The 23,500-nt window shown below is 70.2% G+C and carries 22 protein-coding genes; 11 read left to right on the top strand and 11 right to left on the bottom strand.

All coding sequences use genetic code 11. The features are described 5' to 3' along the window. Positions 1-139 precede the first annotated feature (139 nt). Complete coding sequence (locus ASG95_RS19770; RefSeq protein WP_056921569.1) at positions 140-1,627, top strand: amino acid permease; 1,488 nt, start codon at positions 140-142, stop codon at positions 1,625-1,627. 21 nt (positions 1,628-1,648) lie between these two features. Here the strand turns inward: ASG95_RS19770 and ASG95_RS19775 are convergent, their stop codons facing one another. Beyond that, positions 1,649-2,038 carry a VOC family protein gene (locus ASG95_RS19775; protein ID WP_056921568.1) on the bottom strand — a complete coding sequence of 130 codons (390 nt, stop codon included), beginning with the start codon at positions 2,036-2,038 and terminating at the stop codon, positions 1,649-1,651. Positions 2,039-2,095: 57 nt separating this feature from the next. On the opposite strand from ASG95_RS19775, the gene ASG95_RS19780 reads away from it, so the two are divergent. Together ASG95_RS19780 and ASG95_RS19785 are read left to right on the top strand one after the other, a co-directional pair. After that, positions 2,096-2,941 carry a helix-turn-helix transcriptional regulator gene (locus ASG95_RS19780; protein ID WP_157582302.1) on the top strand — a complete coding sequence of 282 codons (846 nt, stop codon included), beginning with the start codon at positions 2,096-2,098 and terminating at the stop codon, positions 2,939-2,941. Between the two features lie 92 nt (positions 2,942-3,033). Then, a complete protein-coding gene (locus ASG95_RS19785) occupies positions 3,034-3,423 on the top strand; it encodes a VOC family protein (protein WP_056921566.1) in 390 nt (129 codons plus the stop codon). Between the two features lie 73 nt (positions 3,424-3,496). Here ASG95_RS19785 and pntB read toward each other — a convergent pair whose 3' ends face one another. The 3 genes from pntB to ASG95_RS21530 form a co-directional block, all read right to left on the bottom strand. Then, a complete protein-coding gene (gene pntB, locus ASG95_RS19790) occupies positions 3,497-4,894 on the bottom strand; it encodes a Re/Si-specific NAD(P)(+) transhydrogenase subunit beta (RefSeq protein ID WP_056921565.1) in 1,398 nt (465 codons plus the stop codon). A 6-nt stretch (positions 4,895-4,900) separates the two neighbouring features. Beyond that, positions 4,901-6,478, bottom strand: a complete 1,578-nt coding sequence (locus ASG95_RS19795) for a Re/Si-specific NAD(P)(+) transhydrogenase subunit alpha (protein WP_056921564.1) — start codon at positions 6,476-6,478, stop codon at positions 4,901-4,903. Between the two features lie 150 nt (positions 6,479-6,628). Beyond that, positions 6,629-6,781: a hypothetical protein gene (locus ASG95_RS21530; RefSeq protein WP_157582305.1), complete on the bottom strand. Its 153-nt coding sequence runs from the start codon at positions 6,779-6,781 to the stop codon at positions 6,629-6,631. Positions 6,782-6,894: 113 nt separating this feature from the next. Between ASG95_RS21530 and ASG95_RS19800 the strand changes: the two genes are divergently transcribed. Then, complete coding sequence (locus tag ASG95_RS19800) at positions 6,895-8,337, top strand: MFS transporter (RefSeq protein ID WP_200961947.1); 1,443 nt, start codon at positions 6,895-6,897, stop codon at positions 8,335-8,337. Between the two features lie 59 nt (positions 8,338-8,396). Here ASG95_RS19800 and ASG95_RS19805 read toward each other — a convergent pair whose 3' ends face one another. From ASG95_RS19805 to ASG95_RS19815, 3 genes are all read right to left on the bottom strand, one after another. Next, complete coding sequence (locus tag ASG95_RS19805; RefSeq protein WP_057378557.1) at positions 8,397-9,374, bottom strand: pirin family protein; 978 nt, start codon at positions 9,372-9,374, stop codon at positions 8,397-8,399. Positions 9,375-9,535: 161 nt separating this feature from the next. Then, on the bottom strand, positions 9,536-10,030 hold the full coding sequence (locus ASG95_RS19810) for a hypothetical protein (RefSeq protein WP_057378558.1): 495 nt from the start codon (positions 10,028-10,030) through the stop codon (positions 9,536-9,538). A 140-nt stretch (positions 10,031-10,170) separates the two neighbouring features. Next, positions 10,171-11,790 (bottom strand): AMP-binding protein, encoded by a 1,620-nt coding sequence (locus ASG95_RS19815; RefSeq protein WP_200961948.1) that lies wholly within the window; start codon positions 11,788-11,790, stop codon positions 10,171-10,173. Between the two features lie 117 nt (positions 11,791-11,907). On the opposite strand from ASG95_RS19815, the gene ASG95_RS19820 reads away from it, so the two are divergent. Continuing rightward, complete coding sequence (locus ASG95_RS19820) at positions 11,908-13,545, top strand: ABC-F family ATP-binding cassette domain-containing protein (RefSeq protein ID WP_056921560.1); 1,638 nt, start codon at positions 11,908-11,910, stop codon at positions 13,543-13,545. A gap of 73 nt (positions 13,546-13,618) precedes the next feature. Here ASG95_RS19820 and ASG95_RS19825 read toward each other — a convergent pair whose 3' ends face one another. Both ASG95_RS19825 and ASG95_RS19830 read right to left on the bottom strand, forming a co-directional pair. Next, positions 13,619-14,446 (bottom strand): NAD(P)-dependent oxidoreductase, encoded by an 828-nt coding sequence (locus tag ASG95_RS19825; RefSeq protein ID WP_056921559.1) that lies wholly within the window; start codon positions 14,444-14,446, stop codon positions 13,619-13,621. 189 nt (positions 14,447-14,635) lie between these two features. After that, complete coding sequence (locus ASG95_RS19830) at positions 14,636-15,082, bottom strand: MarR family winged helix-turn-helix transcriptional regulator (protein WP_057378560.1); 447 nt, start codon at positions 15,080-15,082, stop codon at positions 14,636-14,638. Between the two features lie 197 nt (positions 15,083-15,279). Here ASG95_RS19830 and ASG95_RS19835 point away from each other — a divergent pair, with 197 nt between their 5' ends. From ASG95_RS19835 to ASG95_RS19860, 6 genes are all read left to right on the top strand, one after another. Next, positions 15,280-15,846, top strand: a complete 567-nt coding sequence (locus tag ASG95_RS19835) for a PadR family transcriptional regulator (protein WP_057378561.1) — start codon at positions 15,280-15,282, stop codon at positions 15,844-15,846. Continuing rightward, complete coding sequence (locus ASG95_RS19840; protein ID WP_057378562.1) at positions 15,825-17,297, top strand: DHA2 family efflux MFS transporter permease subunit; 1,473 nt, start codon at positions 15,825-15,827, stop codon at positions 17,295-17,297. The genes ASG95_RS19835 and ASG95_RS19840 overlap by 22 nt, the downstream gene beginning before the upstream one ends. A gap of 106 nt (positions 17,298-17,403) precedes the next feature. Continuing rightward, positions 17,404-18,015 carry a hypothetical protein gene (locus tag ASG95_RS19845; RefSeq protein ID WP_057378563.1) on the top strand — a complete coding sequence of 204 codons (612 nt, stop codon included), beginning with the start codon at positions 17,404-17,406 and terminating at the stop codon, positions 18,013-18,015. A gap of 4 nt (positions 18,016-18,019) precedes the next feature. Then, the gene (locus tag ASG95_RS19850; protein WP_057378564.1) at positions 18,020-19,249 is read left to right on the top strand and encodes a pyridoxal phosphate-dependent aminotransferase; all 1,230 of its coding nucleotides are present in this window, start codon (positions 18,020-18,022) and stop codon (positions 19,247-19,249) included. After that, positions 19,249-19,659 carry a CrcB family protein gene (locus tag ASG95_RS19855; RefSeq protein WP_200961949.1) on the top strand — a complete coding sequence of 137 codons (411 nt, stop codon included), beginning with the start codon at positions 19,249-19,251 and terminating at the stop codon, positions 19,657-19,659. The genes ASG95_RS19850 and ASG95_RS19855 overlap by 1 nt, the downstream gene beginning before the upstream one ends. Next, positions 19,656-20,021, top strand: coding sequence for a CrcB family protein (locus ASG95_RS19860; protein ID WP_057378565.1), 366 nt, complete (start codon positions 19,656-19,658; stop codon positions 20,019-20,021). The genes ASG95_RS19855 and ASG95_RS19860 overlap by 4 nt, the downstream gene beginning before the upstream one ends. Before the next feature lie 50 nt (positions 20,022-20,071). On the opposite strand, the gene ASG95_RS19865 is transcribed toward ASG95_RS19860, so the two are convergent. After that, complete coding sequence (locus ASG95_RS19865) at positions 20,072-21,820, bottom strand: hypothetical protein (protein ID WP_157582308.1); 1,749 nt, start codon at positions 21,818-21,820, stop codon at positions 20,072-20,074. Positions 21,821-21,947: 127 nt separating this feature from the next. Next, entirely contained in the window at positions 21,948-23,471 is a 1,524-nt protein-coding gene (locus ASG95_RS19870; RefSeq protein ID WP_082592924.1) for an MFS transporter, read from the bottom strand. Positions 23,472-23,500: the final 29 nt, after the last annotated feature.

Here is a 23,500-nt window from a genome sequence, read left to right on the forward strand (position 1 = left end):
TCCGGGTCGGCCCGCAGGGGCCGGCCCGGACGTTTCGCATGCCGGATCGCCGAGGAGCGCAGCACCCGCACCGGCGCTAGGTTGGCTGGACTCCGGGTCGCGGCGCTGCGGCTCGGCTCCGAGCTCGGGAGGCGCGCCGATGTCCATGTTCCGCACCAAGTCAGTCGAGCAGTCCCTGCGTGACGGCGACGAGCCCGAGTACCAGCTGAAGAAGCGGCTCACCGCACTCGACCTCACCGTCTTCGGGGTCGGCGTCGTCATCGGTGCCGGCATCTTCACCGTGGCGGGGCGAGCGGCCAAGGAGCTGGCCGGTCCCTCGGTCGTGCTGTCCTTCGTGGTGGCCGCGGTCTGCTGCGGCCTCGCCGCGCTCTGCTACGCCGAGTTCGCGTCGTCGATCCCCATCAGCGGCTCCGCCTACACGTTCTCCTACGCCAGCCTCGGTGAGATCATCGCCTGGATCATCGGCTGGGACCTGCTCCTCGAGCTGATGCTGGGCGCCAGCGTGGTGGCGCAAGGCTGGTCGGCCTACCTCGGCGTCTTCCTCGACCACCTCGGCCTGGCCATCCCGGAGTCCGTGGCCTACGGGTCGAGGTTCGACCTCCCGGCCTTCCTGCTCGTCGTCGTGCTGAGCATCCTGGTGAGCATCGGCATCAAGGAGTCCTTGCGCGTCAACCTGGCCCTGGTCGCACTGAAGGTCTTCATCGTCCTGTTCGTCATCGTCGCGGGCATCGGTTTCATCAAGTCGGCCAACTACTCCCCGTTCATCCCCCCGAGCCAGCCGGCCAAGGCGAAGTCCTCCCTTGAGTCGCCGCTGATCGAGTGGGCATTCGGCTTCGCACCGTCGCACTTCGGGATCCCCGGCATCCTCGCCGCCGCCTCGTTGGTGTTCTTCGCCTACATCGGTTTCGACGTGGTCGCGACCACGGCCGAGGAGGCCAAGAACCCCAAGCGAGACCTGCCGATCGGCATCATCGCCTCCCTCGTCATCTGCACCGTCCTCTACTGCGCCGTGGCGATCGTCCTGACCGGCATGGTGCCGTTCACCGAGCTGTCCACCGAGGCCTCACTGGCCACCGCGTTCGAGAGCGTCGGGAAGTCCGGCTACGCCACGCTCATCTCCGCAGGAGCCGTGGCGGGCCTGACGACGGTCGTCATGACCCTGTTGATCGGCACCTCCCGCGTGGTCTTCGCGATGTCGCGCGACTGGCTGCTGCCGCCGTGGCTCGGCAAGACCAACCACCGCACCGGCACCCCGCTGCGCATCACCGTCATCGTCGGGGTGGTCGTGGCTCTGGTCGCCGCCCTCACCCCGGTGGGCAAGCTCGAGTTCATGATCAACATCGGGACGCTGTCGGCCTTCTTCCTCGTCTCACTCGCGGTGCCCGTTCTCCGTCGGCGCCGTCCGGACCTGCAGCGGCCGTTCCGGGTGCCGTTCTCGCCCGTGGTGCCGTGGGTGTCCGCAGCCATCTGCGCCTACCTCATGCTCACCTTGCCGGTCGAGACGTGGATCCGGTTCCTCGTCTGGATGGCGCTCGGGTTCCTGATCTACTTCGCCTACGGCTACCGCAGCAGTCGCCTGTCGGGGAACCCGAAGAAGGGCGAGCTGCCCAGCATGACGAGCACCTGAGGCGCCGGGGGGGTTGCTGGCTCAGCCCCAGCTGGCTGCCTTGGTGAGGCAGAACGGGTGACCATCGGGGTCCCGCAGCACCACCCAGTCGGTGGACGGCTGCGGCTCGGCGCGGGTCGCGCCCAGCCCGGTCAGGGCCTCCTCGGCTGCCGCCAGGTCGTCGACGGCGAGGTCGAGGTGGAACTGCTTGGTGCCCGAGGCGTTGGGCCACCCCGGCGCCGTCCAGCCCTCGACCCGGCCGAACCCGATCCGCTGTGTACCGTTCACCACCATGCCGTAGTCGCCGTCGGCGTGGGCCACCTCCCAGCCCAGGGCCGCCGCCCAGAACCTCGCCTCCCGCTCAGGGTCCGCACAGTCGATCGTCGTCATGGCCAGGGTCGCGGGTGCGCTGCTCGAGGTGGTGGGGGTCATGCGTCCTCCTGCTGTCGTCAGTGGTCCTACTCCCCCCGACCTTCCTAGACTCGGCCCGTGGCGGCTAGCACAAACACGACAGGCCGGACGCCGTCGTCGAAGGGCGTGCTGCGACCGGAGCAGATGGCTCGCCACGTGGCCTTCGACGAGACCGCGCCCACCGCCGGGGCTGCGCCCTGGGTCGAGCGGGTGTGGTCCGTGACATGGGACCTTCCCGAGGGCGTCGAGCACGTCAACTCGATCGTGCCGCATCCTTCGGTGAGCCTCACCGTCGAGCGCGGCGAGGTCGACCGCGACGGGGCGCCCGGTCCGGGCGTGTGGGTCACGGGGGTGACCACCCGGCGCTTCGACGCCGTATGCCGCGGGCGCGGCGGAGTGGTCGGCGTCAAGTTCCACCCGGGTGGGTTCAGTGCCCTCACCGGCATCCCGGCGGCCGAGCTCACGGATCGCAGTCGGCTCGCCGACGGGCTGGTCCCGGGCTCGGCGTCGCTGGCCGACCTGCCCCTCGATGCAGGGGCGGCCTGCCCTGCACTGTGCACCCTCGTGGAGGACCTCGCTCGTGGTCGTGGGCCCGACCTCGGCTACGCGCAGGTGGGTCTCGTGGTCCAGCACCTCCAGGACCCGTCGGTGACGCGGGTGGACGACCTCGCCGACCGGTGCGGGCTGTCGGTCCGCAGCCTCCAGCGCCTGCTTCGCCAGTACGTCGGGGTCGGACCGAAGTGGATGGTCGCCCGCCGCCGGCTGCACGACGCCGTGGCGACGATCGACTCGGGGTACGACGGCTCGCTGGCCGACCTGGCCGCTGCCGCAGGGTGGTACGACCAGAACCAGTTCGCCCGCGACTTCACTGCGCTCGTCGGCACCACGCCGAGCGCCTACCGCGACCGGGCCACCGCGGACTGAGGCGCCGCGGACTGAGGCGCCGCGGACTGAGGCGCCGCGGACTGAGGCGCGATCTGGAACGTAGCCACGCGGCATACGGCATCGTGGGAGCCATGCGACTCTCGGTCGTCCTCGACGGACGTGACCTGTCCCTGCTCGTGCCGTTCTGGTCGGCGGCGCTCGGCTACGACGCGGTGTTCTCACTGCCTGAGTTCGAGGTGCTGCGGCCGCGCGAGGGTGAGCCGCCCGGACCGGTGTTCATCCTGCAGCGGGTGCCGGAGGAGAAGGCCGGCAAGAACCGGATGCACGTCGACGTCCACCCGCCCCTCGACCTCGGCGTCCCCGCCCTGGTCGACCGGCTGGAAGCGTTGGGCGGCAGGCGGATCGGCAAGCCCGTGACCGACCTGCTCGAGGCGATCGACACCTGGTGGCAGGTGATGGCCGACCCCGAGGGCAACGAGTTCTGCGTCGTCGCCGACCAGGGCCACCCGCCTCCCGCGTAGCCAGAGTCGGCGAGTTTGAAGGATCCGGCGGGCCCAGGCGCGGCGGATCCTTCAAACTCGCGGTGTGGCGGGGTTACAACGCCTTGATGATGTCCTCGACGCGTTCCTTGGCGTCGCCGAAGAGCATCTGGCTGTTCTCCTTGAAGAACAACGGGTTCTGCACTCCCGCGTAGCCGGTCGCCATGGACCGCTTGAAGACGACGACGTTGCGCGCCTTCCAGACCTCGAGGACGGGCATGCCGGCGATCGGGCTGCCCGGGTCCTCGGCGGCCGACGGGTTGACCGTGTCGTTGGCGCCGATCACGAGCACGACGTCGGTGTTGGCGAGGTCGCCGTTGATCTCGTCCATCTCGAGCACGATGTCGTAGGGGACCTTGGCCTCGGCGAGCAGGACGTTCATGTGTCCGGGCAGCCGGCCCGCGACCGGGTGGATCCCGAACCGGACGTTGACGCCCTTCTTGCGCAGCTGTGAGGTGAGCTCGGCGACGGGATACTGCGCCTGAGCCACCGCCATGCCGTACCCGGGCGTGATGACGACGGTCGAGGCGTCGCGCAGCAGCTCGGCGACATCGGCGGCGATGGTCTCGCGGTGGTCGCCGTAGTCGGTGTCGTCACCGACCGAGACCTCCTGGCCGAACCCGCCTGCGATCACGGAGAAGAACGACCGGTTCATCGCCTTGCACATGATGTAGGACAGGATCGCACCGGAGGAGCCCACGAGGGCGCCGGTGACGATGAGCAGGTCGTTGCCGAGCATGAAGCCCGCCGCGGCAGCGGCCCACCCGGAGTAGCTGTTGAGCATCGACACGACGACGGGCATGTCGCCGCCGCCGATCGAGGCCACCAGGTGCCAGCCGAACGCCAGCGCGATGACGGTCATGAGCAGCAGCGGGACCACCGAGTGCGACTGCACGAACCACACCAGCAGCCCGGCCGACACGACGAGCGCCGCGAGGTTGAGCCAGTGCCGCGCCGGGAGCATCAGCGGCGACGACTTGATCCGGGCGCTCAGCTTGAGGAACGCGACGATCGACCCGGTGAACGTCACCGCCCCGATGAAGACCCCGATGAAGACCTCGACGAGGTGCAGCTTGTCGTCGGTGCCGGCATCGCGGGACTCGAGGTAGGAGCTGTAGCCGACCAGGACCGCCGCGAGCCCGACGAAGCTGTGCAGCATCGCGACGAGCTCGGGCATCTGGGTCATCTCGACGACCCGGGCCCGCCACAACCCGATCGCGGCACCGACCGCCATGGCGACCGCGATCAGGGCGATGGTGAGCGCCGGGTGGGCCGCCCGGTCGACCGACAGCCAGATGGTGGCGCCCAGCGCCAGGACCATGCCGGCGACGCCGAAGGCGTTGCCCTCCTTGGCCTTCTCGTGCTTCGAGAGCCCCGCCAGTGACAGCACGAAGAGCACGGCGGCGATGATGTATGCCGCCTGGACGAGGTTCGTGGTGACGTTGCCGCTCATACCGGTTCAGTCCTTCCGGAACATCTGGAGCATCCGGCCGGTGACGGCGAACCCTCCGAAGATGTTGATGCTGGCCACCAAGGTGGCGAGGAACGCGAGGGCCTGGATCACCGCGTTGGAGCTGCCGAGCTGCAGGACTCCGCCGACCAGGATGATGCCGCTGATCGCGTTGGTCTCGGCCATGAGGGGCGTGTGCAGGGCGTGGGCGACGTTGGAGATGACGTAGAACCCGACGATGACCGCGAGCGCGAAGACCGTGAAGTGGCCGAGGAAGACCGCGGGTGAGTTCGCTGCGATGACACCGAAGACCACTGCGGCCAGCGCCATGCCCACGTACTTGCGCCGCGGGTCCGGCGGCGGTTTGGGGGCCTTGGGCTCGGGCGCCGCCTTGACCGCGGCGACCGGGGCCGCGCTGACCTGCACGGGCGGCGGTGGCCACAACGTCTCGCCGTCGCGACAGACCGTCATGCCGCGCTGCACGACGTCGTCGAGGTCGAGGACGACGCGACCGTCCTTGCCGGGGGTGAGCAGCTTGAGGAGGTTGACCAGGTTGGTGCCGAACAGCTGGCTGGCCTGGGTGGGTAGCCGCCCGGGCAGGTCGGTGTAGCCGATCAGCTTCACGCCGTTCGCGGTCGTGACGACCTGGTCGGCGACGGTGCCCGCGACGTTGCCACCGTTCGCGGCGGCGAGGTCCACGACCACCGAACCGGGCTTCATCGTCGCCACCATCTCCTCGGTCAGCAGCCGTGGCGCGGGCTTGCCCGGGATGAGCGCGGTGGTGATGACGATGTCGACGTCCTTGGCCTGCTCGGCATACAGCTCCGCGGCCTTGCGGTTGAAGTCCTCGCCCATCTCCTTGGCGTAACCGGTGGCGGACGGGCCCTCGTCCTCGACCTCGATCCGCAGGAACTCGGCGCCCATCGACTCGACCTGCTCGCCGACCTCCGACCTGGCGTCGAACGCCCGCACCACCGCGCCCAGGCTGCTGGCCGTGCCGATCGCCGCCAGGCCGGCGACCCCGGCCCCCACGACGAGCACCTTCGCCGGCGGGACCTTGCCGGCCGCGGTCACCTGACCGGTGAACAGCGAGCCGAACTCGTGGGCCGCCTCGATCACCGCGCGGTAGCCACCGATGTTGGCCATCGACGACAGCACGTCGAGCGACTGCGCGCGAGAGATGCGGGGCACCGCGTCCATCGCGAGCGCGGTGACCCCAGCTGCGGTGAGCTTCTCCACCAGGTCGGGGTTGAGCGCGGGCGAGACCAACGAGGCGAGCAGCGACCCGGGCCGCAGCCGCCCGATCTCCACGTCGCTCGGCGCGTTCACCTTCAGCACGACATCGCTGGTCCAGGCGTCTGAGCCGTTGACCGCCGAGCCACTGACCGCCGAGCCGTCGACCGCCGAGCCGTCGACGACGGAGGCGCCGGCCGCGGCATACGCGTCGTCGGAGAAGGAGGACCTCGCACCGGCGCCGCGCTCGACCACCACGTCGTACCCGAGGCCGATCAGCTGGCCCACGGTCTTGGGCGTGGCTGCGACCCGGGTCTCACCCGGCTTGGACTCTGCTGGAACTCCGATGCGCACTCTTGCTCCCGCCGCTGGCCGTGACTGTGCAAAACCTGCCGTGACCTCGCCAAACCTAGGGGGTGAGCCGCTGCGATGGCACGGCAATGTGAGCACAGTCGCGCCCGCCGTCCACACGGTGGACGGCGGGCGCGCTGCTGGCGGGGTCGCTCAGACGAGGCCGACGACGATCAGGGTCATCAGGACGATCAGCGTGACGGCTCCGAGGAACAGGCCACCGCCGATGTCCGACTGGCTCTCGGCATACGGGCGGTTGTCGTGCAGGTAGTCGTGGGGGTACTTGTGGGCGGCGTGACGGCTCATGGATCCGCCTCCTTTCAATACGATACGGAGCGTATCGTAATGAGGAAAGCAGGTCAACCGGCGATGAGTTCCAGCGCACTGGCGGGTCGATACTGATGACCCGAGGAGGACCAGTGACGGACCAACCGCCCGCCGACCCGAGGCAGGCCGAACACGCCGCGCCCCCCGAGTTCCGCACCCCCGCGCGGCTGCGGTGGAGCGACCCGTTCATGCCCACCTTCGTGCAGCTGCTGGCCAACGTCCTGCTCGTCTCGGTCATCAACTTCACCGTGTGGTTCGCCATCACGTTCTTCGTCTACCTCGAGACCCGGTCGGTCTTCGCGACGGGCATGATCGCCGGGATCTTCCTCGTGGCGACGATGCTCACCGGCATCTGGTTCGGGAGCCTCGTCGACCACCACTCGAAGAAGGCCGTCATGCAGGGGTCGGCCCTCGCCTCGGTGGTGCTGTACGCCGCGTCGTTCGGGCTCTACCTGATCACCCCACGCGAGGAGTTCCGCGACCCGACCAGCGTGCGGCTCTGGGTGTTCGTGGTCCTGCTGATGACCGGCATGATCGCCGGCAACCTGCGCACCATCGCCCTCCCGACCGTCGTCACGGCCCTCGTCCCCGAGCACCAGCGCGACCGCGCCAACGGCCTGGTCGGCACCACGTCCGGGGTCTCGTTCCTCGTCACCTCGGTGATCAGCGGCCTGCTCGTCGGCGCCAGCGGGATGTTCGGTGTCCTGGTGCTGGCCCTCGTGGTGCTCGGCATCGCACTGGTGCACCTCTCACTGATCCGCATCCCGTCCGCCGTCGACGACGCCGCCGACGGGGCCGACCACAAGGTCGACCTGCGCGGCACCGTGCAGGTGGTGCGCGGCATACCAGGCATGCCCGCCCTGATCGTCTTCTCGACGATCAACAACTTCCTCGGTGGCGTCTTCATGGCGCTGATGGACGCCTACGGGCTGTCGATGGTGTCGGTGCAGGCGTGGGGCCTGATCTGGGGCGCCCTCAGCGCGGTGCTCATCGTCGCCGGGCTCCTCATCACGCGCACCGGTCTCAGCTCCAACCCGGTGCGGCTGATCCTGCTCATCAACCTCGCCCTCTGGACGACCACGGTGGTCTTCCCGATGCGCAACTCGATCGTCTGGCTGACCGTCGGGATGGTCGTCTACATGGCGCTCATCCCCTACGTCGAGGCGTCCGAGCAGACCGTTCTGCAGAAGGTCGTGCCCTACGAGCGGCAGGGCCGGGTCTTCGGGTTCGCCCAGAGCGTCGAGCAGTCGGCGTCGCCGTTGACGGCGTTCCTGATCAGTCCGCTGACGCAGTTCGCGTTCGTACCGTTCATGACCGACGGGCAGGGCGCCGACTGGATCGGCGGGTGGTTCGGCACCGGGCCGACGCGTGGCATCGCCCTGGTCTTCGTCCTCGCCGGGCTGCTCGGGCTGGCGCTGACGACCTACGCCCTCACCAGCCGCTTCTACCGCGACTTGCGCGACCGGTATGCCGCAGCGCCGGCTCCCAGCGAGCCCCTCGCTGCCGGTGGGGCCTCACCCGCCGCGAGTCTTTGATGGGTTGACCCCACCCTGGTGTGGTCAACCCATCAAAGACGCAGCGTCTGCGGGCGCGGTCAGGCGGAGGCGCCGCCGACGTCGCCGTGCGGGACGGGCTGGCCGAGCCGGCCGGCCTGGTAGTCCTCGAACGCCTTGCGGACCTCGGCCTCGGTGTTCATCACGAACGGGCCGGCCCAGGCGACGGGCTCACGGATGGGGAGGCCGCCGAGGACGACGACGTCCAGGCCCGCGGCATACCGCTCCTGCTGGGCGCGGGCCGAGGAGAGCTGGAGGGCGTCGCCGGGACCGAACACGGCCAGCTGGCCGGGACCGACCGGGGTCTGGTCGGGCCCCACGAAGCCGTCGCCGCTCATGACGTAGACGAGGGCGTTGAAGTCCCGGCGCCACGGCAGGGTCAACTCGCCGCCGGGGGCGACGGTCGCGTGGACCATGGCCATCGGGGTGTGTGTCGAGCCGGGGCCGGCCACGCCACCCACCTCACCGGCGATCACGCGCAGCAGCGAGCCACCGTCGGCAGAGGTGAGCAGGCCCACCTCGCTGGACCGCAGGTCCTGGTAGGCCGGCGCCTTGAGCTTGTCGACCTTCGGCAGGTTCACCCAGAGCTGGAAGCCGTGGAACAGGCCACCACTGACGACCAGGTGCTCCGGCGGGGCCTCGATGTGCAGGATCCCCGACCCGGCGGTCATCCACTGGGTGTCGCCGTCGGTGATCGTGCCACCGCCGCCGAACGAGTCCTGGTGGTCGAAGATGCCGTCGATGATGTAGGTGACGGTCTCGAAGCCGCGGTGCGGGTGCCACGGGGTGCCCTTGGGCTCACCCGGTGCGTACTCGACGGCGCCCATCTCGTCCATGTGGATGAACGGGTCGAGGTCGCGCAGGTCGACGCCGGCGAAGGCACGCTTCACCGGGAAGCCCTCGCCCTCGAACCCGCTGGGCGCGCTGGTCACCGAGCGGAGCTTGCGCTGCACCGCAGCCGGGGCCACGGCGGGCACCCGAGGCAGGACGGTGAGGTCGGCGACGGAGACAGCAGGCATGGTCACTCCCGATCTAGTTTGAATTTCAACTATCTCGTACAACCACACCCATGGTCAACCCATTCCCCGCGCTGCCTCACCTGCCCCCGACGCGCCTGTTGGAAGCGGAACGCCCGGAGATCCGGTAGTTCCGCTTCCGACAGAACGGGGGGTGACTCGGATCAGACCTGTCGGGGCCGGTCGTCGGCTTCGGTGCCGTCCGGGTCGCCGTCGCGGTCAGGGGTATGCGGTTCGGTCACCTCGCGGTCGTCCGCCACCTCGCGGTCGCCCTTCTCGCTGTCCGCGTCGAGCGTGCGACCGTCGGCCTCGACGACGTCGACGTCGGGGTCGCGCTCGTCAGCCCGCCGCAGGTGCTCGTCGCGCTGCGCGCCGGCCTGGGCGGCGTCCTCCGCACGACGCTGCGCCTCGGTCTCGAGCTGGGCGGCGCGCGCCTGTTGCGCCTCCGCCTCGGCCCGGGCCTGGTCGGCCTGGGCCTGGGCTTCCGCGGCTGCGGCGTCACGCTCCAGACGCTCCCGCTCCCGCACCTCGGCTTCCGCGCGCAGGTCGGCGGCCTCGCCGCGCCTCGCCTCGACCTGTCGGCTCCTGCCCACCATGGCGAGGAGAGCGATGGCGACGAGCAGGACGATGATGAGGATGATCCAGATGACGGGTTTCATGAGCCCTCCTGGTTGGGGCCGGAACGGGTCTCCGGCTCTGGCAACGTAGGCCCGGTCTGCGGCTGCGTCCACCCAGACAGGACGGTATTTGCGCAGGTCAGAGGAGGTCAGGCGGCTGTGGCGCCCGCGCCGGCGTCCGGTCAGGTCGCGAGGCCGAGGTCGGCGACGGTCTTCTCCCGCATCTCCACCTTGCGCACCTTGCCGGTCACGGTCATCGGGAACTCGTCGACGATCGTGACGTAGCGCGGGATCTTGTAGTGCGCGAGCTTGCCGGTCGCAAAGGCCCGGACCGCAGCGGCATCGAGCGGCTCGGCGCCCTCCTTCATCCGGATCCAGGCGCACAGCTCCTCGCCGTACTTCTCGTCCGGGACCCCGATCACCTGGGCGTCGAGGATGTCGGGGTGGGTGTAGAGGAACTCCTCGATCTCGCGCGGGTAGATGTTCTCCCCGCCCCGGATCACCATGTCCTTGATCCGGCCGGTGATCTGCACGTAGCCGTCGTCGTCCATCACCGCGATGTCACCGGTGTGCATCCACCCGTCGACCAGCACCTCGTCGGTCTTGTCCTGCTGCTCCCAGTAGCCGAGCATCACCGAGTAGCCCTTGGTGCAGAACTCCCCCGCCTCGCCCCTCGGCAGGGTCTCCCCCGTCGACGGGTCGACGACCTTGATCTCCAGGTGTGGACCCACCCGGCCGACCGTGCCGACCTTCTGCTCGAACGTGTCGTCGGTGCGGTTCTGGGTGGACACCGGCGACGTCTCGGTCATGCCGTAGCAGATGGTCATCTCGGTGATCCCGGCGTCGATGAGCTTGGTCATCATCGTTGCCGGGCAAGGCGATCCGGCCATGATGCCGGTCCGCACCGAGGAGAGGTCGTATGCCGCGAAGTCGGGCAGCGCCCACTCCGCGATGAACATCGTGGGCACGCCGTACAGCGACGTGCACTTCTCGTCGGCCGTCGCCTTGAGGGTCGCGGCCGGGTCGAAACCGGGTGCCGGGATGACCATCGCGGCGCCGTGGGAGGTGCACGCGAGGTTGCCCATCACCATGCCGAAGCAGTGGTAGAAGGGCACGGGGATGCAGACCCGGTCGGCCTCCGTGTAGCGGCAGAGCTCGCCGACGAAGTAGCCGTTGTTGAGGATGTTGCGGTGGCTGAGGGTCGCTCCCTTGGGGAAGCCGGTGGTGCCCGACGTGTACTGGATGTTGATGGCGTCGTGGGGGTCGAGCCCGGCCTGCACCTCGGCGACCTCCTCGGCATCGACCTCGTCGGCGCGGGCCACGAGGTCGTCCCACGAGCCCTGCCCGAAGACGTAGGAGTCCCGCACGCCCGGACAGCTCGGCCGCACCTCGTCGAGCATCGCGACGTAGTCGCTGGTCTTGAACGACTCGGCGAGGAAGACCGCCGAGATGCCGGCCTGCTTGAGGACGAACTCGAGCTCGTGGGTGCGGTAGCTCGGGTTGATGTTGACCAGGATCGCGCCGATCTTCGCGGTCGCGTACTGCACCACCGTCCACTGTGCGCAGTTCGGCGCCCAGATGCCGACCCGCTCCCCCTTGGTGATCCCGGAGGCGAGCAGCGCTCGGGCGAGCCGACCCACCTCGGCGCCGAACTCGGCATACGTCCAGCGGATCCCCTGGGCGACGTCGACGAGGGCCTCGCGCTCACCGAACGCGGCCACGGTCGCATCGAGGTTGTCGGGGATGGTCTGCTCGAGCAGCGGGACGTCGGTCTCACCAGCGGTGTGCGACAGCGTGGTCATGTCGTTCATCCCACCGCGCGCCCGGCCATCCCACAACCCCGTGACGCGCTCCCTCGGGACGGGTCCGCGATATCCGCTGGGGCCGGATGATCCACTCCGGGTAGCGTCGCCCCCGTCATGAGCGCAACCCTGAAGGCCACCGACCTCGCCGCCGGCCACGGCGCCAGGGCACTCTTCGAAGGGCTCGACCTCGTGGTGGGCGCCGGCGACGTCGTCGGGCTCGTGGGCGCCAACGGTGCCGGCAAGTCCACCCTCCTGCGCCTGTTGGCCGGCGAGCTGGAGCCCGAGCAGGGCACCGTCGCGCTGAGCCCGCCCACCGCCTCGGTCGGCCACCTGCCGCAGGAGCCCGAGCGCCGCTCCGGCGAGACCGTGGCCGGGTTCATCGCGCGCCGCACCGGCGTGGTCGCGGCCGAGACGGAGATGAGCGACGCCGCCCACGCCCTCGGGGAGGGCGGCCCCGGCGCCGACGACCGGTATGCCGTGGCGCTCGAGTCGTGGCTCGCGCTCGGTGGCGCGGACCTCGAGGAGCGGGCCGCCGCGACCCTGGCCGGGCTCGGGCTCGGGGTCGACCTCGAGACGCCGATGACCTCGCTGTCGGGTGGCCAGGCCGCTCGGGCCGGGCTCGCGGCGCTGCTGCTCTCGCGCTACGACGTGCTGCTCCTCGACGAGCCGACCAACGACCTCGACCTCGACGGCCTCGCACGGCTCGAGCAGTTCGTCGCGGGTCTGCGCAGCCCGGCGGTGATCATCAGCCACGACCGGGAGTTCCTGGCGCGCACCGTGACTCGCATCGTCGAGCTGGACCTCGCCCAGCAGCAGGTGGCGGTCTACGAGGGCGGCTACGACAGCTATCTGGCCGAGCGCGAGGTGGCCAGGCGGCACGCGCGGGAGGCCTACGAGGAGTACGCCGACACCCGCACGCGACTGGAGCAACGCGCTGTCACGCAGCGGAACTGGATGACGGTAGGGGTCCGCAACGCCAGGCGGAAGAAGACCGACAACGACAAGTTCGTCCCGGCGTTCCGGGCCGAGTCGGCCGAGAAGCAGGCCGCCAAGGCGCGGCAGACCGAGCGGATGATCGAGCGGCTCGAGGAGGTCGACGAGCCCCGCAAGGAGTGGGAGCTGCGGATGACCATCGCCGCGGCCCCGCGGTCCGGCACCGTCGTGGCCTCGGCCGCGGGCGCGGTGGTCCGTCGTGGCGACTTCACCCTCGGGCCGGTCGACGTGCAGGTGGACTGGGCCGACCGGATCGTCGTCACCGGCGCGAACGGGTCGGGCAAGACCACGCTGCTCGGCATGCTGCTCGGCACGGTGGCCGTCGACGAGGGCACGGCCGGGCTGGGCTCCTCGGTGCGGGTCGGAGAGGTCGACCAGGCGCGCGGGCTGTTCCTCGGGCCGCAGACGCTCGCGCGGGCGTTCAGTGACGCCCTGCCCGACTGGCCGGATGCCGAGGTCCGCACCCTGCTGGCCAAGTTCGGCCTCGGCGCCGAGCACGTCCATCGCGCCGCCGACTCCCTCTCCCCCGGCGAGCGCACGCGCGCCGCGCTCGCCCTGCTCCAGGCCCGCGAGGTCAACCTCCTGGTCCTCGACGAGCCGACCAACCACCTCGACCTGCCGGCGATCGAACAGCTCGAGCAGGCGCTCGACTCGTTCGGCGGCACGGTGCTCCTCGTGACGCACGACCGCCGGATGCTCGCCGATGTGCAGGCCACCCGTCGCTGGCACATCGAGGATGGCCGGCTCCAGGAGCTGTAGGTGAGCAGCCTCTGGGTGAGCAGCCTCTGGGTGAGCCGCGCTGGGACTGGGCGACGCGGCATACCTTGCCGGCTCAGCTCAGGAAGATGTCGGGGGCGAGGCCCTCGTCCTTGCCCGTCATGGAGTAGGCCGCGAAGTCGGCCACCCCGCGCGCCCGCAGCAGGTCCTCGTCGATGACGGTCTGGCCGTTGAGCCCCTGACCGTCGGTGGTGAGCACCTCGTAGGCCGCGTCCGCGACGATCTCCGGCTTCCGGCTGACCTTGACCATCTGGTCGCCGCCGGGGAGGTTGCCGATCGCGTCGGTCGCCACGAGCGTCGCCGGCCACAGGCAGGTCGACGACACACCCTTCTGCCCGAGCTCGTGCGCAAAACCCAGTGCTGCCAACGTCATCCCATACTTCGCCATCGTGTATGCCGGGTGGCCGGCGAACCAGCGCGGGTCGAGGTTGATGGGCGGTGAGAGGGTGAGGACCTTGGGGTCGGGGCTGGCCAGCAGGTGCGGGATCGCCGCCCTCGTCAGCATGAACGTGCCCCGGACGTTGATGTCCTGCATGAGGTCGTAGCGCTTCGGCTCGAGCTGGGCGGTCGGGCTGAGGTTGAGGACGCTCGCGTTGTTGACCACGATGTCGATCCCACCGAACTGGGCCGCCGTCTTCTCCACCGCGGCCAGCAGGAGGTCGTCGTCGCGCACGTCGCCGACGATCGGCAGGGCGTGCCCGCCGGCCGCCTCGATGGCCTCGGCCGCCGTGTGGATGGTCCCGGCCAGCCGCGGGTCGGGCTTGTCGGTCTTGGCGATCAGCGCGACGTTGGCCCCGTCCCGGGCGGCGCGCACGGCGATGGCCAGGCCGATGCCCCTGCTGCCGCCGGACATGATGATGGTCTTGCCGGAGAGCGTCGTCATGGCCGCGAGCCTAGTTACCGATCGGTAGCCCGGGAACCGCTGGGGCCCGTGGCCCTCGTCACGCGCCCCGCCTGAGCCCTTTGACGGGCGGAGACGGCTTCACCCCGGAACGTTGACCTTCACCCCGGAACCGTTCCGGGGTGAAGCACAACCTTCTCCCTAGACCCGATAAAGCTGGGGCAGGCGAGGTCAGGGGGCGGTGTCGTTGAGCAGGCGCAGGAGCCGGGCCAGGTCGGTGACGTCCTTCGCCTCCCAGCCTTCCAACCGGGCGCGCAGCCGCTCCCGACGCCCCGCGAGAGTGCGATCCAGCGCATCCGACCCGGCCGTCGTGAGCCGCACCTGTCGTGCGCGCGCGTCGGCCGGGTCGAGGATCCGCTCGACCAGCCCGAGCTCCTCGAGCGTCGTGAGGTTCCGGCTGGTCGTCGACTTGTGCAGACCCAGGAGGTCGGAGATGTCGCCACCCCGGGCGCCGCCGCCGGTCGCGGCCAGGTCGCGCACGGCGACCAGCACGACGTACCCGGCGGAGTCGAGGTCGGGGTGCACCTCGGCGGCGGTGCGCTGCTGGGCACTGCGGGCACGCCGGAGCAGTCGGGTGAGCTCGACCTCGAGTTCGCCGAGGTCCGACGTGGACGCCATGCAGGCGAGCCTATGGCAGGCGCCGCAGACCGGCGAAGGGATCCGCAGGTCACGGCCGCGGGAGCCCCGCCCGCGAGTCACCGGTGGGTTGACGACGGTCGCGGGTGATCGTATATTCCGCGTGGAATATTTCATCCGGAACACCGGGGCGCTCGACCCACGCCCCCACCCGCAGCAGCGAAAGGACCTGGGAGCACATGACGCTCAGCCCCCTCGCGATCTCCGCACTCGCCCTGCTGAACGAGCGCTCGATGCACCCCTACGAGATGTACCAGCTCCTGCTGGAGCGCCACGAGGACCGGATCGTCCGGGTCACCCCCGGTTCGCTCTACCGCACGGTCGACCGGCTGACCGCCGACGGGATGGCCGAGGCGACCGGCACTGGCCGGGAGGGCAACCGCCCCGAACGCACCACCTACGCGATCACTGACACCGGCCGCACCGCCCTGGTCTCCCGCATCCGCGAGATCCTGCGCGAGCCGGTGAACGAGTTCCCCACCTTCGCCCTCGCCCTGGCCGAGGCGCACAACGCGCCGGCGAGCGCCGTGTGCGCCGACCTGCGCGACCACCTCGAGGTGATCGAGCGCGAGCTGTCCGACATCGACTGCCTCGTCGACAAGGCCAGGGCGCGCGAGGTCGCCGAGGCGTACTGGATCACCGCCGACTACATCCGCCACATGACCGTGGCTCAGCAGGACTGGATCAACGGCTTCATCACCCGACTCGAGAAAGGCGACCTGCCATGGCCGCACCCACAACCGTGAGGACCGACCTCCCCGCCGACTACCGCCCCTGGCCAGCCCTGTGGGCCATGGTGATCGGCTTCTTCATGATCCTCGTCGACTCCACGATCGTGTCGGTGGCGACGCCGGCGATCATGCAGGGCCTCGACTCGGACGTGAACGCCGTCATCTGGGTCACCTCGGCCTACCTGCTGGCGTATGCCGTGCCGTTGCTGATCACGGGTCGGCTCGGCGACCGGATCGGGCCGAAGTACGTCTACCTCACCGGGCTCGCGCTGTTCACCGTCGCCTCGCTGTGGTGCGGCCTGACCGGCAGCATCGAGATGTTGATCATCGCCCGGGTCGTGCAGGGGCTCGGCGCCTCGATGATGACGCCGCAGACGATGGCGGTCATCACGCGCACCTTCCCGGCCGCCTCCCGCGGCCAGGCGATGTCGCTGTGGGGCGCCACCGCCGGCGTCGCGATCCTGGTGGGCCCGCTGCTGGGCGGCCTGCTCGTCGACGGCCCCGGCTGGGAGTGGATCTTCTTCATCAACGTGCCGATCGGCATCATCGCGTTCGCGCTGGCGATGCGCCTGGTGCCCAAGCTCGAGACGCACAGCCACACCTTCGACTGGGTCGGCGTCGCACTGTCGGCGATCGGGATGTTCCTGCTGGTGTTCGGCATCCAGGAGGGCGAGACCTACGACTGGGGCCAGATCACCGGCTTCCTCTCGGTGCCGCTGCTGATCGTCGCCGGCCTGGTCATCTTCGGGCTGTTCATCTTCTGGCAGAGCCGGATCCGCACCGAGCCGCTGGTGCCGCTGGGCCTCTTCCGCGACCGCAACTTCTCGCTGTCCAACATCGCGATCAGCGCGGTGGGTTTCTCCATCACCGGCATGGCCTTCCCGTTCATGCTCTACGCCCAGGTCGTGCGGGGCATGACGCCGACCAAGTCAGCACTGCTGCTCGTGCCGATGGCGGTCCTGTCCGGTGCGCTGGCGCCGGTCGCCGGCAAGCTGACCGACCGCATCCACCCGCGCACGATCACGGCCTTCGGGCTGGCGCTCTGCTCAGCGTCGCTGTTCTGGCTGAGCAGAGTCACCACGGTCGAGAGCCAGACCTGGCTGCTGCTCCTGCCGATGGCCCTGATGGGTGTCGCGAACGCGTTCATGTGGGCCCCGCTCGCCGCGACTGCGACCCGCAACCTGCCGCTCTCGTCGGCCGGTGCCGGCTCGGGCATCTACAACACCACCCGCCAGGTCGGGGCCGTTCTCGGCAGCGCCGCCATCGCAGCGCTCATCGAGGCCCGGCTCACGGCCAACCTCCCGGGGGTGCCGCAGGACATGTCACAGCGGACCTCCGGGGTGAAGCTCCCGCCCCAGCTCGCGGACGGCTTTGCCATGGCCATGTCACAGACCCTGCTGCTCCCGGCCGCCGTCCTCCTGATCGGTGTCGTCGCCGCGCTCAGCTTCACCAAGCCGACCCACTGAGCGGCACCAGATGACGTTGTTCGGAAGTTCCGCCGGGTCCTGGTCCGGCGGAACTTCCGAACAACGGGGGACACCCTGGGGGCCCGGACCTGTCAGGCTGGCGCCCGTGCAACGTCTTCGTTTCGCAGGCGCCATCGCCGGGGTCGGGTCGACCAGCGGCGTGCGGTTCGTCGTGGGGCGGTGGACCGACTCACCCCTGGGCCCCTTTGCCGACGTCATGGTCGAGGACGCCTCCGGCCACCGGACCCTGCTCGCCCCGAGCGACGAGGTGGCCGGCTTCGTCCAGCAGACCTACGAGTTCGACGAGGTCTGCACGACCCCGGTGTCCGTGGGGGTGACCCACGACGGCTGGGACGTGCACGTCGAAGGTCACCTCGCGGCATACCTGCACCTCGGACCGCGTATGCCGCTCGGCTGGCTCCTGCACGCGGTGCCGCGCAGGCTCGCCGCGGCGCCGGCCTGGGCCGCCGCCATCGACCCGGTCGCGCGGCTGCTGATGCCAGGGGTCCGCACCCGCGGGACGGCCCTCGAGGGTCGGCGCGAGTGGTACGGCGCCACTGACCTGCACTCCGTCAGCAGCATCGGGGGCGCGTGGCGCGGCGTGCCGTTGGGGCGGCTGGCCGACGTCGCCCCACCGTGCCGGTTCGGGTTCAGCTCGACGCCGACTCGCCCATCGGTGACCACCGTCGTGACCACGGTCGAGTTGCTGGGAGACTGAACCCGTGCGCCGAATCACGCAGTCCCGCAAGCTCCACCAGGTCCGCTACGACGTGCGCGGGCCGATCCTCGAGGAGGCCCAGCGGCTCGAGGCCGAGGGGCACAAGATCCTCAAGCTCAACATCGGCAACCCCGCGCCGTTCGGGTTCGAGGCGCCGCAGGCGATCCTCCAGGACATGGTCCACCACCTGCCGAACTCGCAGGGCTACAGCGACTCCCGCGGCATCTACTCCGCCCGCACGGCCGTGGCGCACTACTACCAGTCGCGTGGGCTGACCGACACGCACGTCGACGACATCTACATCGGCAACGGTGTCTCCGAGCTGATCTCGATGGTGCTCACCGCCTTCGTCGACGACGGCAACGAGATCCTCGTCCCGGCGCCGGACTACCCGCTGTGGACCGGGGCCGTGACCCTGGCCGGGGGGACGCCGGTCCACTACCGCTGCGACGAGTCCAACGGCTGGAACCCGGACCTCGCCGACATCGAGTCCAAGATCACCGAGAACACCCACGCCCTGGTCGTCATCAACCCCAACAACCCGACCGGCGCGGTCTACAGCGACGAGATCGTCAAGGGCATGGCCGACATCGCCCGCCGCCACAACCTCGTGCTGATGTCCGACGAGATCTACGAGAAGATCCTGTTCGCCGACGAAGTGAACCACCCGGTGCACCACCACACGGCGACCTTCGCGGGTGACGACGTCCTCTGCCTGACGTTCAGCGGGTTGTCCAAGGCCTACCGGGTCTGCGGCTACCGCGCGGGCTGGGTGATGGTGTCGGGGCCGAAGGAGCTGGCCGTCGACTTCCTCGAGGGCCTGACCCTGCTGGCCAACATGCGCATGTGCGCCAACGTCCCCGGGCAGCACGCCATCCAGACCGCGCTCGGCGGCTACCAGTCGATCGAGGAGTACATCCACCCCGGCGGCCGGTTCTACGAGCAGAGCAAGACGGCGTGGCGGCTGCTCAACGAGATCCCGGGCGTCTCCTGCGTCGAGCCCCATGGTGCTCTCTACTGCTTCCCGCGGCTCGATCCCGAGGTCTACGCCATCGAGGACGACCAGGCGTTCGTCATCGACCTGTTGCGCACCAAGAAGATCCTGGTCACCCACGGCACCGGCTTCAACTGGTTCGAGCCCGACCACTTCCGCCTCGTGACCCTCCCCGACGTCGAGGTCCTCACCGAGGCGATCGGGCGGATCGCGGACTTCCTGGAGACCAAGCGCGCCTGATGGATGTCGTGCGCCGCGGTGACTCCGGGCTGCTCGCGGCCGTCGCCGCCGGTGGCGTGCTGGGCTCCCTCGGCCGGTATGCCGTGGGGCTGGCGCTCCCCCACGTCTCGGGGGCGTTCGCGTGGTCGACGTTCCTCGTCAACGTCACGGGGTCACTCGCCATGGGGGTGCTCGTGGTGTGGGTGCTCTCGATGGCCCGCCCGCACCCGTGGCTGAGGCCGTTCCTCGGGGTCGGGGTGCTCGGCGGGTGGACGACCTTCTCGTCCTACGCCCTCGACATCCACGCGATGGTGCAGGCGGGGCACGGACTGGTGGCCGCGGCATACCTCGTCGGGTCGCTCGTGGTCGGCCTCGTCGCGGTGGGGCTCGGGATCACCCTCGGCGAGCGGCTGTTCGGACGACGAGCGTGACCGGGACGGGCGCGTTGCTGGTGCTGGCGGGCGCAGCCGTGGGCGCGCCGCTGCGGTTCGTGGTGGACCGGTGGGCCCGCGACCACACCCGCGCCGGGACCATCCTCGGCACCCTCGTCGTGAACGTCGCGGGCTCGTTCGTCCTCGGGCTCGTGGCCGGTGTCCCGCATCCGGCGGAGTGGCTGATGCCGTTGGTGGGCATCGGTTTCTGCGGGGCGCTGACGACGTTCTCCACGCTGGCCTTCGAGACCTGGGTGTTCCTGGAGGAGCGGGCCTGGAAGCCGTTGGTCGCCAACCTCGCCCTCACGTTGGGGCTGGGACTGCCCGCCGTCTGGCTCGGCTACGCGCTCGGTTCGATGTAAACACGCTGGGGTTTCCGGGCGTGTTTACATCGGACCGAGCATGCTCCTGGTCAGATGAGATGCCGAGCGGCTCCGGCGAGCGCGACACCCAGGACGAACAGGACGACGGCGACTGCCCCCGGGCGCACCCGTCGGGTCGACGTCGTCGCTCCTCCCCGGGAGCTCACGACCAGCCCGCGCACCATCTCGGCCACCTCGCGCACCCGCTCCAGCCGCACGGTCCGCGGCTCCAGGTCCGGGCACGGCTCGAAGCTGATTGCGTCCTCGTCGGACAGGAGGATGACCCGCTCCTGGTCCACGCGGACCCGGTGCACTGCAGCGAACGGCAGTTCCCGACTGGAAAAACCGGTGTCCAGGCGCGCCCCCTCCATGGTGACCAGCAGCCCGTTGGCCGACCACTTGACCCCCCGCTCCAGCACCGTCCCTCCCACAAGCAGGATCGGCAACAGGTCGAGCAGCCCCTCGGTCGCGCTCCACGCGGCGATGGGGCCGCCGACCACGGCTCCCACGACGAGGAGAGCACCCACGAGACGCAGCCACGGGGCCGGCCCGTCGGTGATGGGGAAGCGCGTCGGGTCGGCCCTTCTTCCCGTGAGGACTTCCTCACCCACGACGCCCAGGTCCTCGTAGTCCTCGTCCTCCTTGTCCTCCTCGTAGGACCGCTGCAGACTCTCGGCGGCCGCGTCGGTCATCGGCTCGCGGCCCCCTTCGACGGACAACCGGCTCAGCGGAAGCAGGATCGCGTCGTCGGTCCACACCGCCGCCCATCCCTTCGCGCGCAGGTCGCCGATGAGGACGCCCCGCCGCGCCTCGGGCCCGTCCTGGCCCTCGGAGCTGCCAAAGGTCGCGAGCGTCGTGTGGCTCCCGTCGGCCGCCGAGACCCACACCTGGTCGCCGATCACCCGCACCGAGACGCCGACACCCGGGGCGCCGGGGGCGGATAGCCGACGCCGGCTCAGCTCTCGACGGATGGCGTAGGACACCATCAGGGCCGCGAGGATGCCCGCGCCGAGCGAGAGGCTGAGCCAGCCGGTGTGGTCGTCGGGCTCGGCGACCAGCCGCACCCACTCCGGGTCGTCGCGGTCGACCCGGACGGGCTGGTGGCTCCCCTCCGGATAGTCCTCGATGGCGGTGAGGATCCTCGCGACCTTGGGAGCCCCCGCGGGAGGGTCCGAGAGCCGGAACGCCTGGTTGCCGTCGCTGTCGACTGTTCCCGCGACCGAGTCGACCACGACGGAGCCTGCGACGTGGCGGGCGACCTCGTCGACCTGGTGGGCGTACCAGAGCCCGCTCGACCCGCAGACCAGCGTCGCGAAGGCCGCGGCCACCAGGACACCCACAGGCCGAGGCCACGACCGTCGTTCGACGACCACCGGAGGGTGAGCGGGGCCGGCCAGGTCGGCCAGGATCGCCTGCTGGTGCCGGCGCAAGGCGAAGTGCCACGCGGCATACCCCAGGACGAGGAGTCCGAGCATCGCGAAGGCGACGTGGGCAGGGCGGGCTGGGTCGTAGACGAGATCGAGCGCCACGTAGCCGAGGACGAGCACGGACGCCGTCACCGGCCAGACCCAGAGCGTCAGGAGCCCGATGCCGAGGAGCACGATCGCCCAGGCGAAGGCGAGGTCGGGGCCGCAGACGCTGGGGTCCTTCGGGGTGCACACCGTCGGGTCCGTCGCGATGCTGAGGACCACCCCCGCCACGGCGACCGCGACGAGCAGCCACGGCGGCCAGAACGGCATCCGGGCCTGCGTCCAGCGGCGTGCGACATCACCCGTCAGCGGTTCGGGCGAGTTCGGCACGCAGGAAGGATCTCAGCCAGAGACTCGGGTGCGGCGGGCACGACACGCTGACCCGGCGCACCGGCTCACGGCACTACGACACTGCCCGCTGAGAGCGAGCAGTGTCGTAGTGCGCTGCGTCCCGACCTCAGTGCTCCAAGGGCTGGCTGGGCATGGCCGGCAGCTGCCGGGCGACGAAGGCCGCCACGAGCATGAGCCCGACCAGCACCGCGAGCGCCACCTCCATCGCCGGCCGGAACATCTCCACCGGCACGGTCGATCCGTGCGCGTCGACCACGGAGAAGAACAGCGACCCAAGCACGGCCACCCCGGCCGCGCCCGAGAGCTGACCCGTGGTGCTGAACAGCCCCGACGCCGACCCGGCCTTGTCGACCGGCACGTCCGCGAGCGTGAAGACCCCTATCGGCGAGACCATCAGCCCGAACCCGGCGCCCGCCACGACGAAGCCCGGCAGGAACGTCCAGACCGAGGTCGAGGCGTCGGCCCCGTGCACGGTGAAGCCGAGGACGACCGCACCGGCCGCCCAGGTCAGCGCGCCGATCTGCAGCACGCGTCGGCCGATCTTCGGCGCGAGCACGGCCACCCCGATCCCGGCGAAGACGGTGGTCGTGAGCGCGAACGGCACCCCAGCGAGCCCGGCTTTGAGCACCGACCAGCCGAGACCGGCCTGCAGGTAGATCGTCTGGCACAGGAAGTAGGAGGCCATTGCCATGAACAGCAACGAGTTCATCGCCGATCCAGCGGCGAAGCCCCGGCCCCGGTAGAGGCTGAGGGCCACCAGCGGCTCGCGACCTGCGCGCTCGGTCCGCACCTGCGACCGGGCGAAGAAGCCGAGCACGACGACACCGGCCGCCATCGCGGCATACACCCACGCGGGCCAACCCAGCTCGCGCCCCATGGTGAGCGGGTAGAGCACCGCGAGCAGGCCGACGGCGAGCACACTGACACCGCGCAGGTCGATGCGAGGACGTTGCGTGGCAACGGATTCCGGCACCCACCGCAGCGCGGCCACGATCGCCAGCACACCGAACGGCACGTTGACGAGGAAGATCGAGCGCCACCCGAGGCCGCCCAGGTCGGCCTCGGTGAGGACCGCGCCGATCACCGGCCCGAGCACCGCCGACAGGCCGGCCAGCCCGGTGAAGAGTCCCATCGCCTTCGCCCGCTCGTGCGGCGCGTACATCACCTGCAGGCTCGACAGCACCTGCGGGATCATCGCCGCGGCGGCGATGCCCTGGAGGGCGCGGAAGCCGACCAGCGCCTCGGCGTTCGGCGCGAAGCCACAGGCGGCCGACATCAGCGTGAAGCCGACCAGCCCCCCGAGGAAGACCCGCTTGCGGCCCCAGAGGTCGCCGAGCCGCGACCCGGTGATGAGGGCGACCGCGAACGCCAGCGGGTAGGCCGCCACCATCCACTGCAGCTGCGCTGCGGTCGCGTGCAGCCCTGACTCGATGGTCGGGAGCGCGACGTTGACGATGGTCGTGTCGAGCAGCTCCATCGTCGACGCGAGGAAGAGGCTGAGCAGCGCGATCGTCCGCGCCCGGCCGACCGGCAGCGCGCCTCGCGCGACCGCCTCGGTCCCGGGCTGCGTCTCAACCGGCGGGTATGCCGTGGGCTCACCGTCGCGGGTGGCCTCGAGCGTGGTGGTCATGTTCCTTCTCCTGACGTCGTGGTCGTGGA

Origin of the sequence: Phycicoccus sp. Soil803, assembly GCF_001429685.1 — a bacterium.
Taxonomy (GTDB): Bacteria; Actinomycetota; Actinomycetes; order Actinomycetales; family Dermatophilaceae; genus Pedococcus.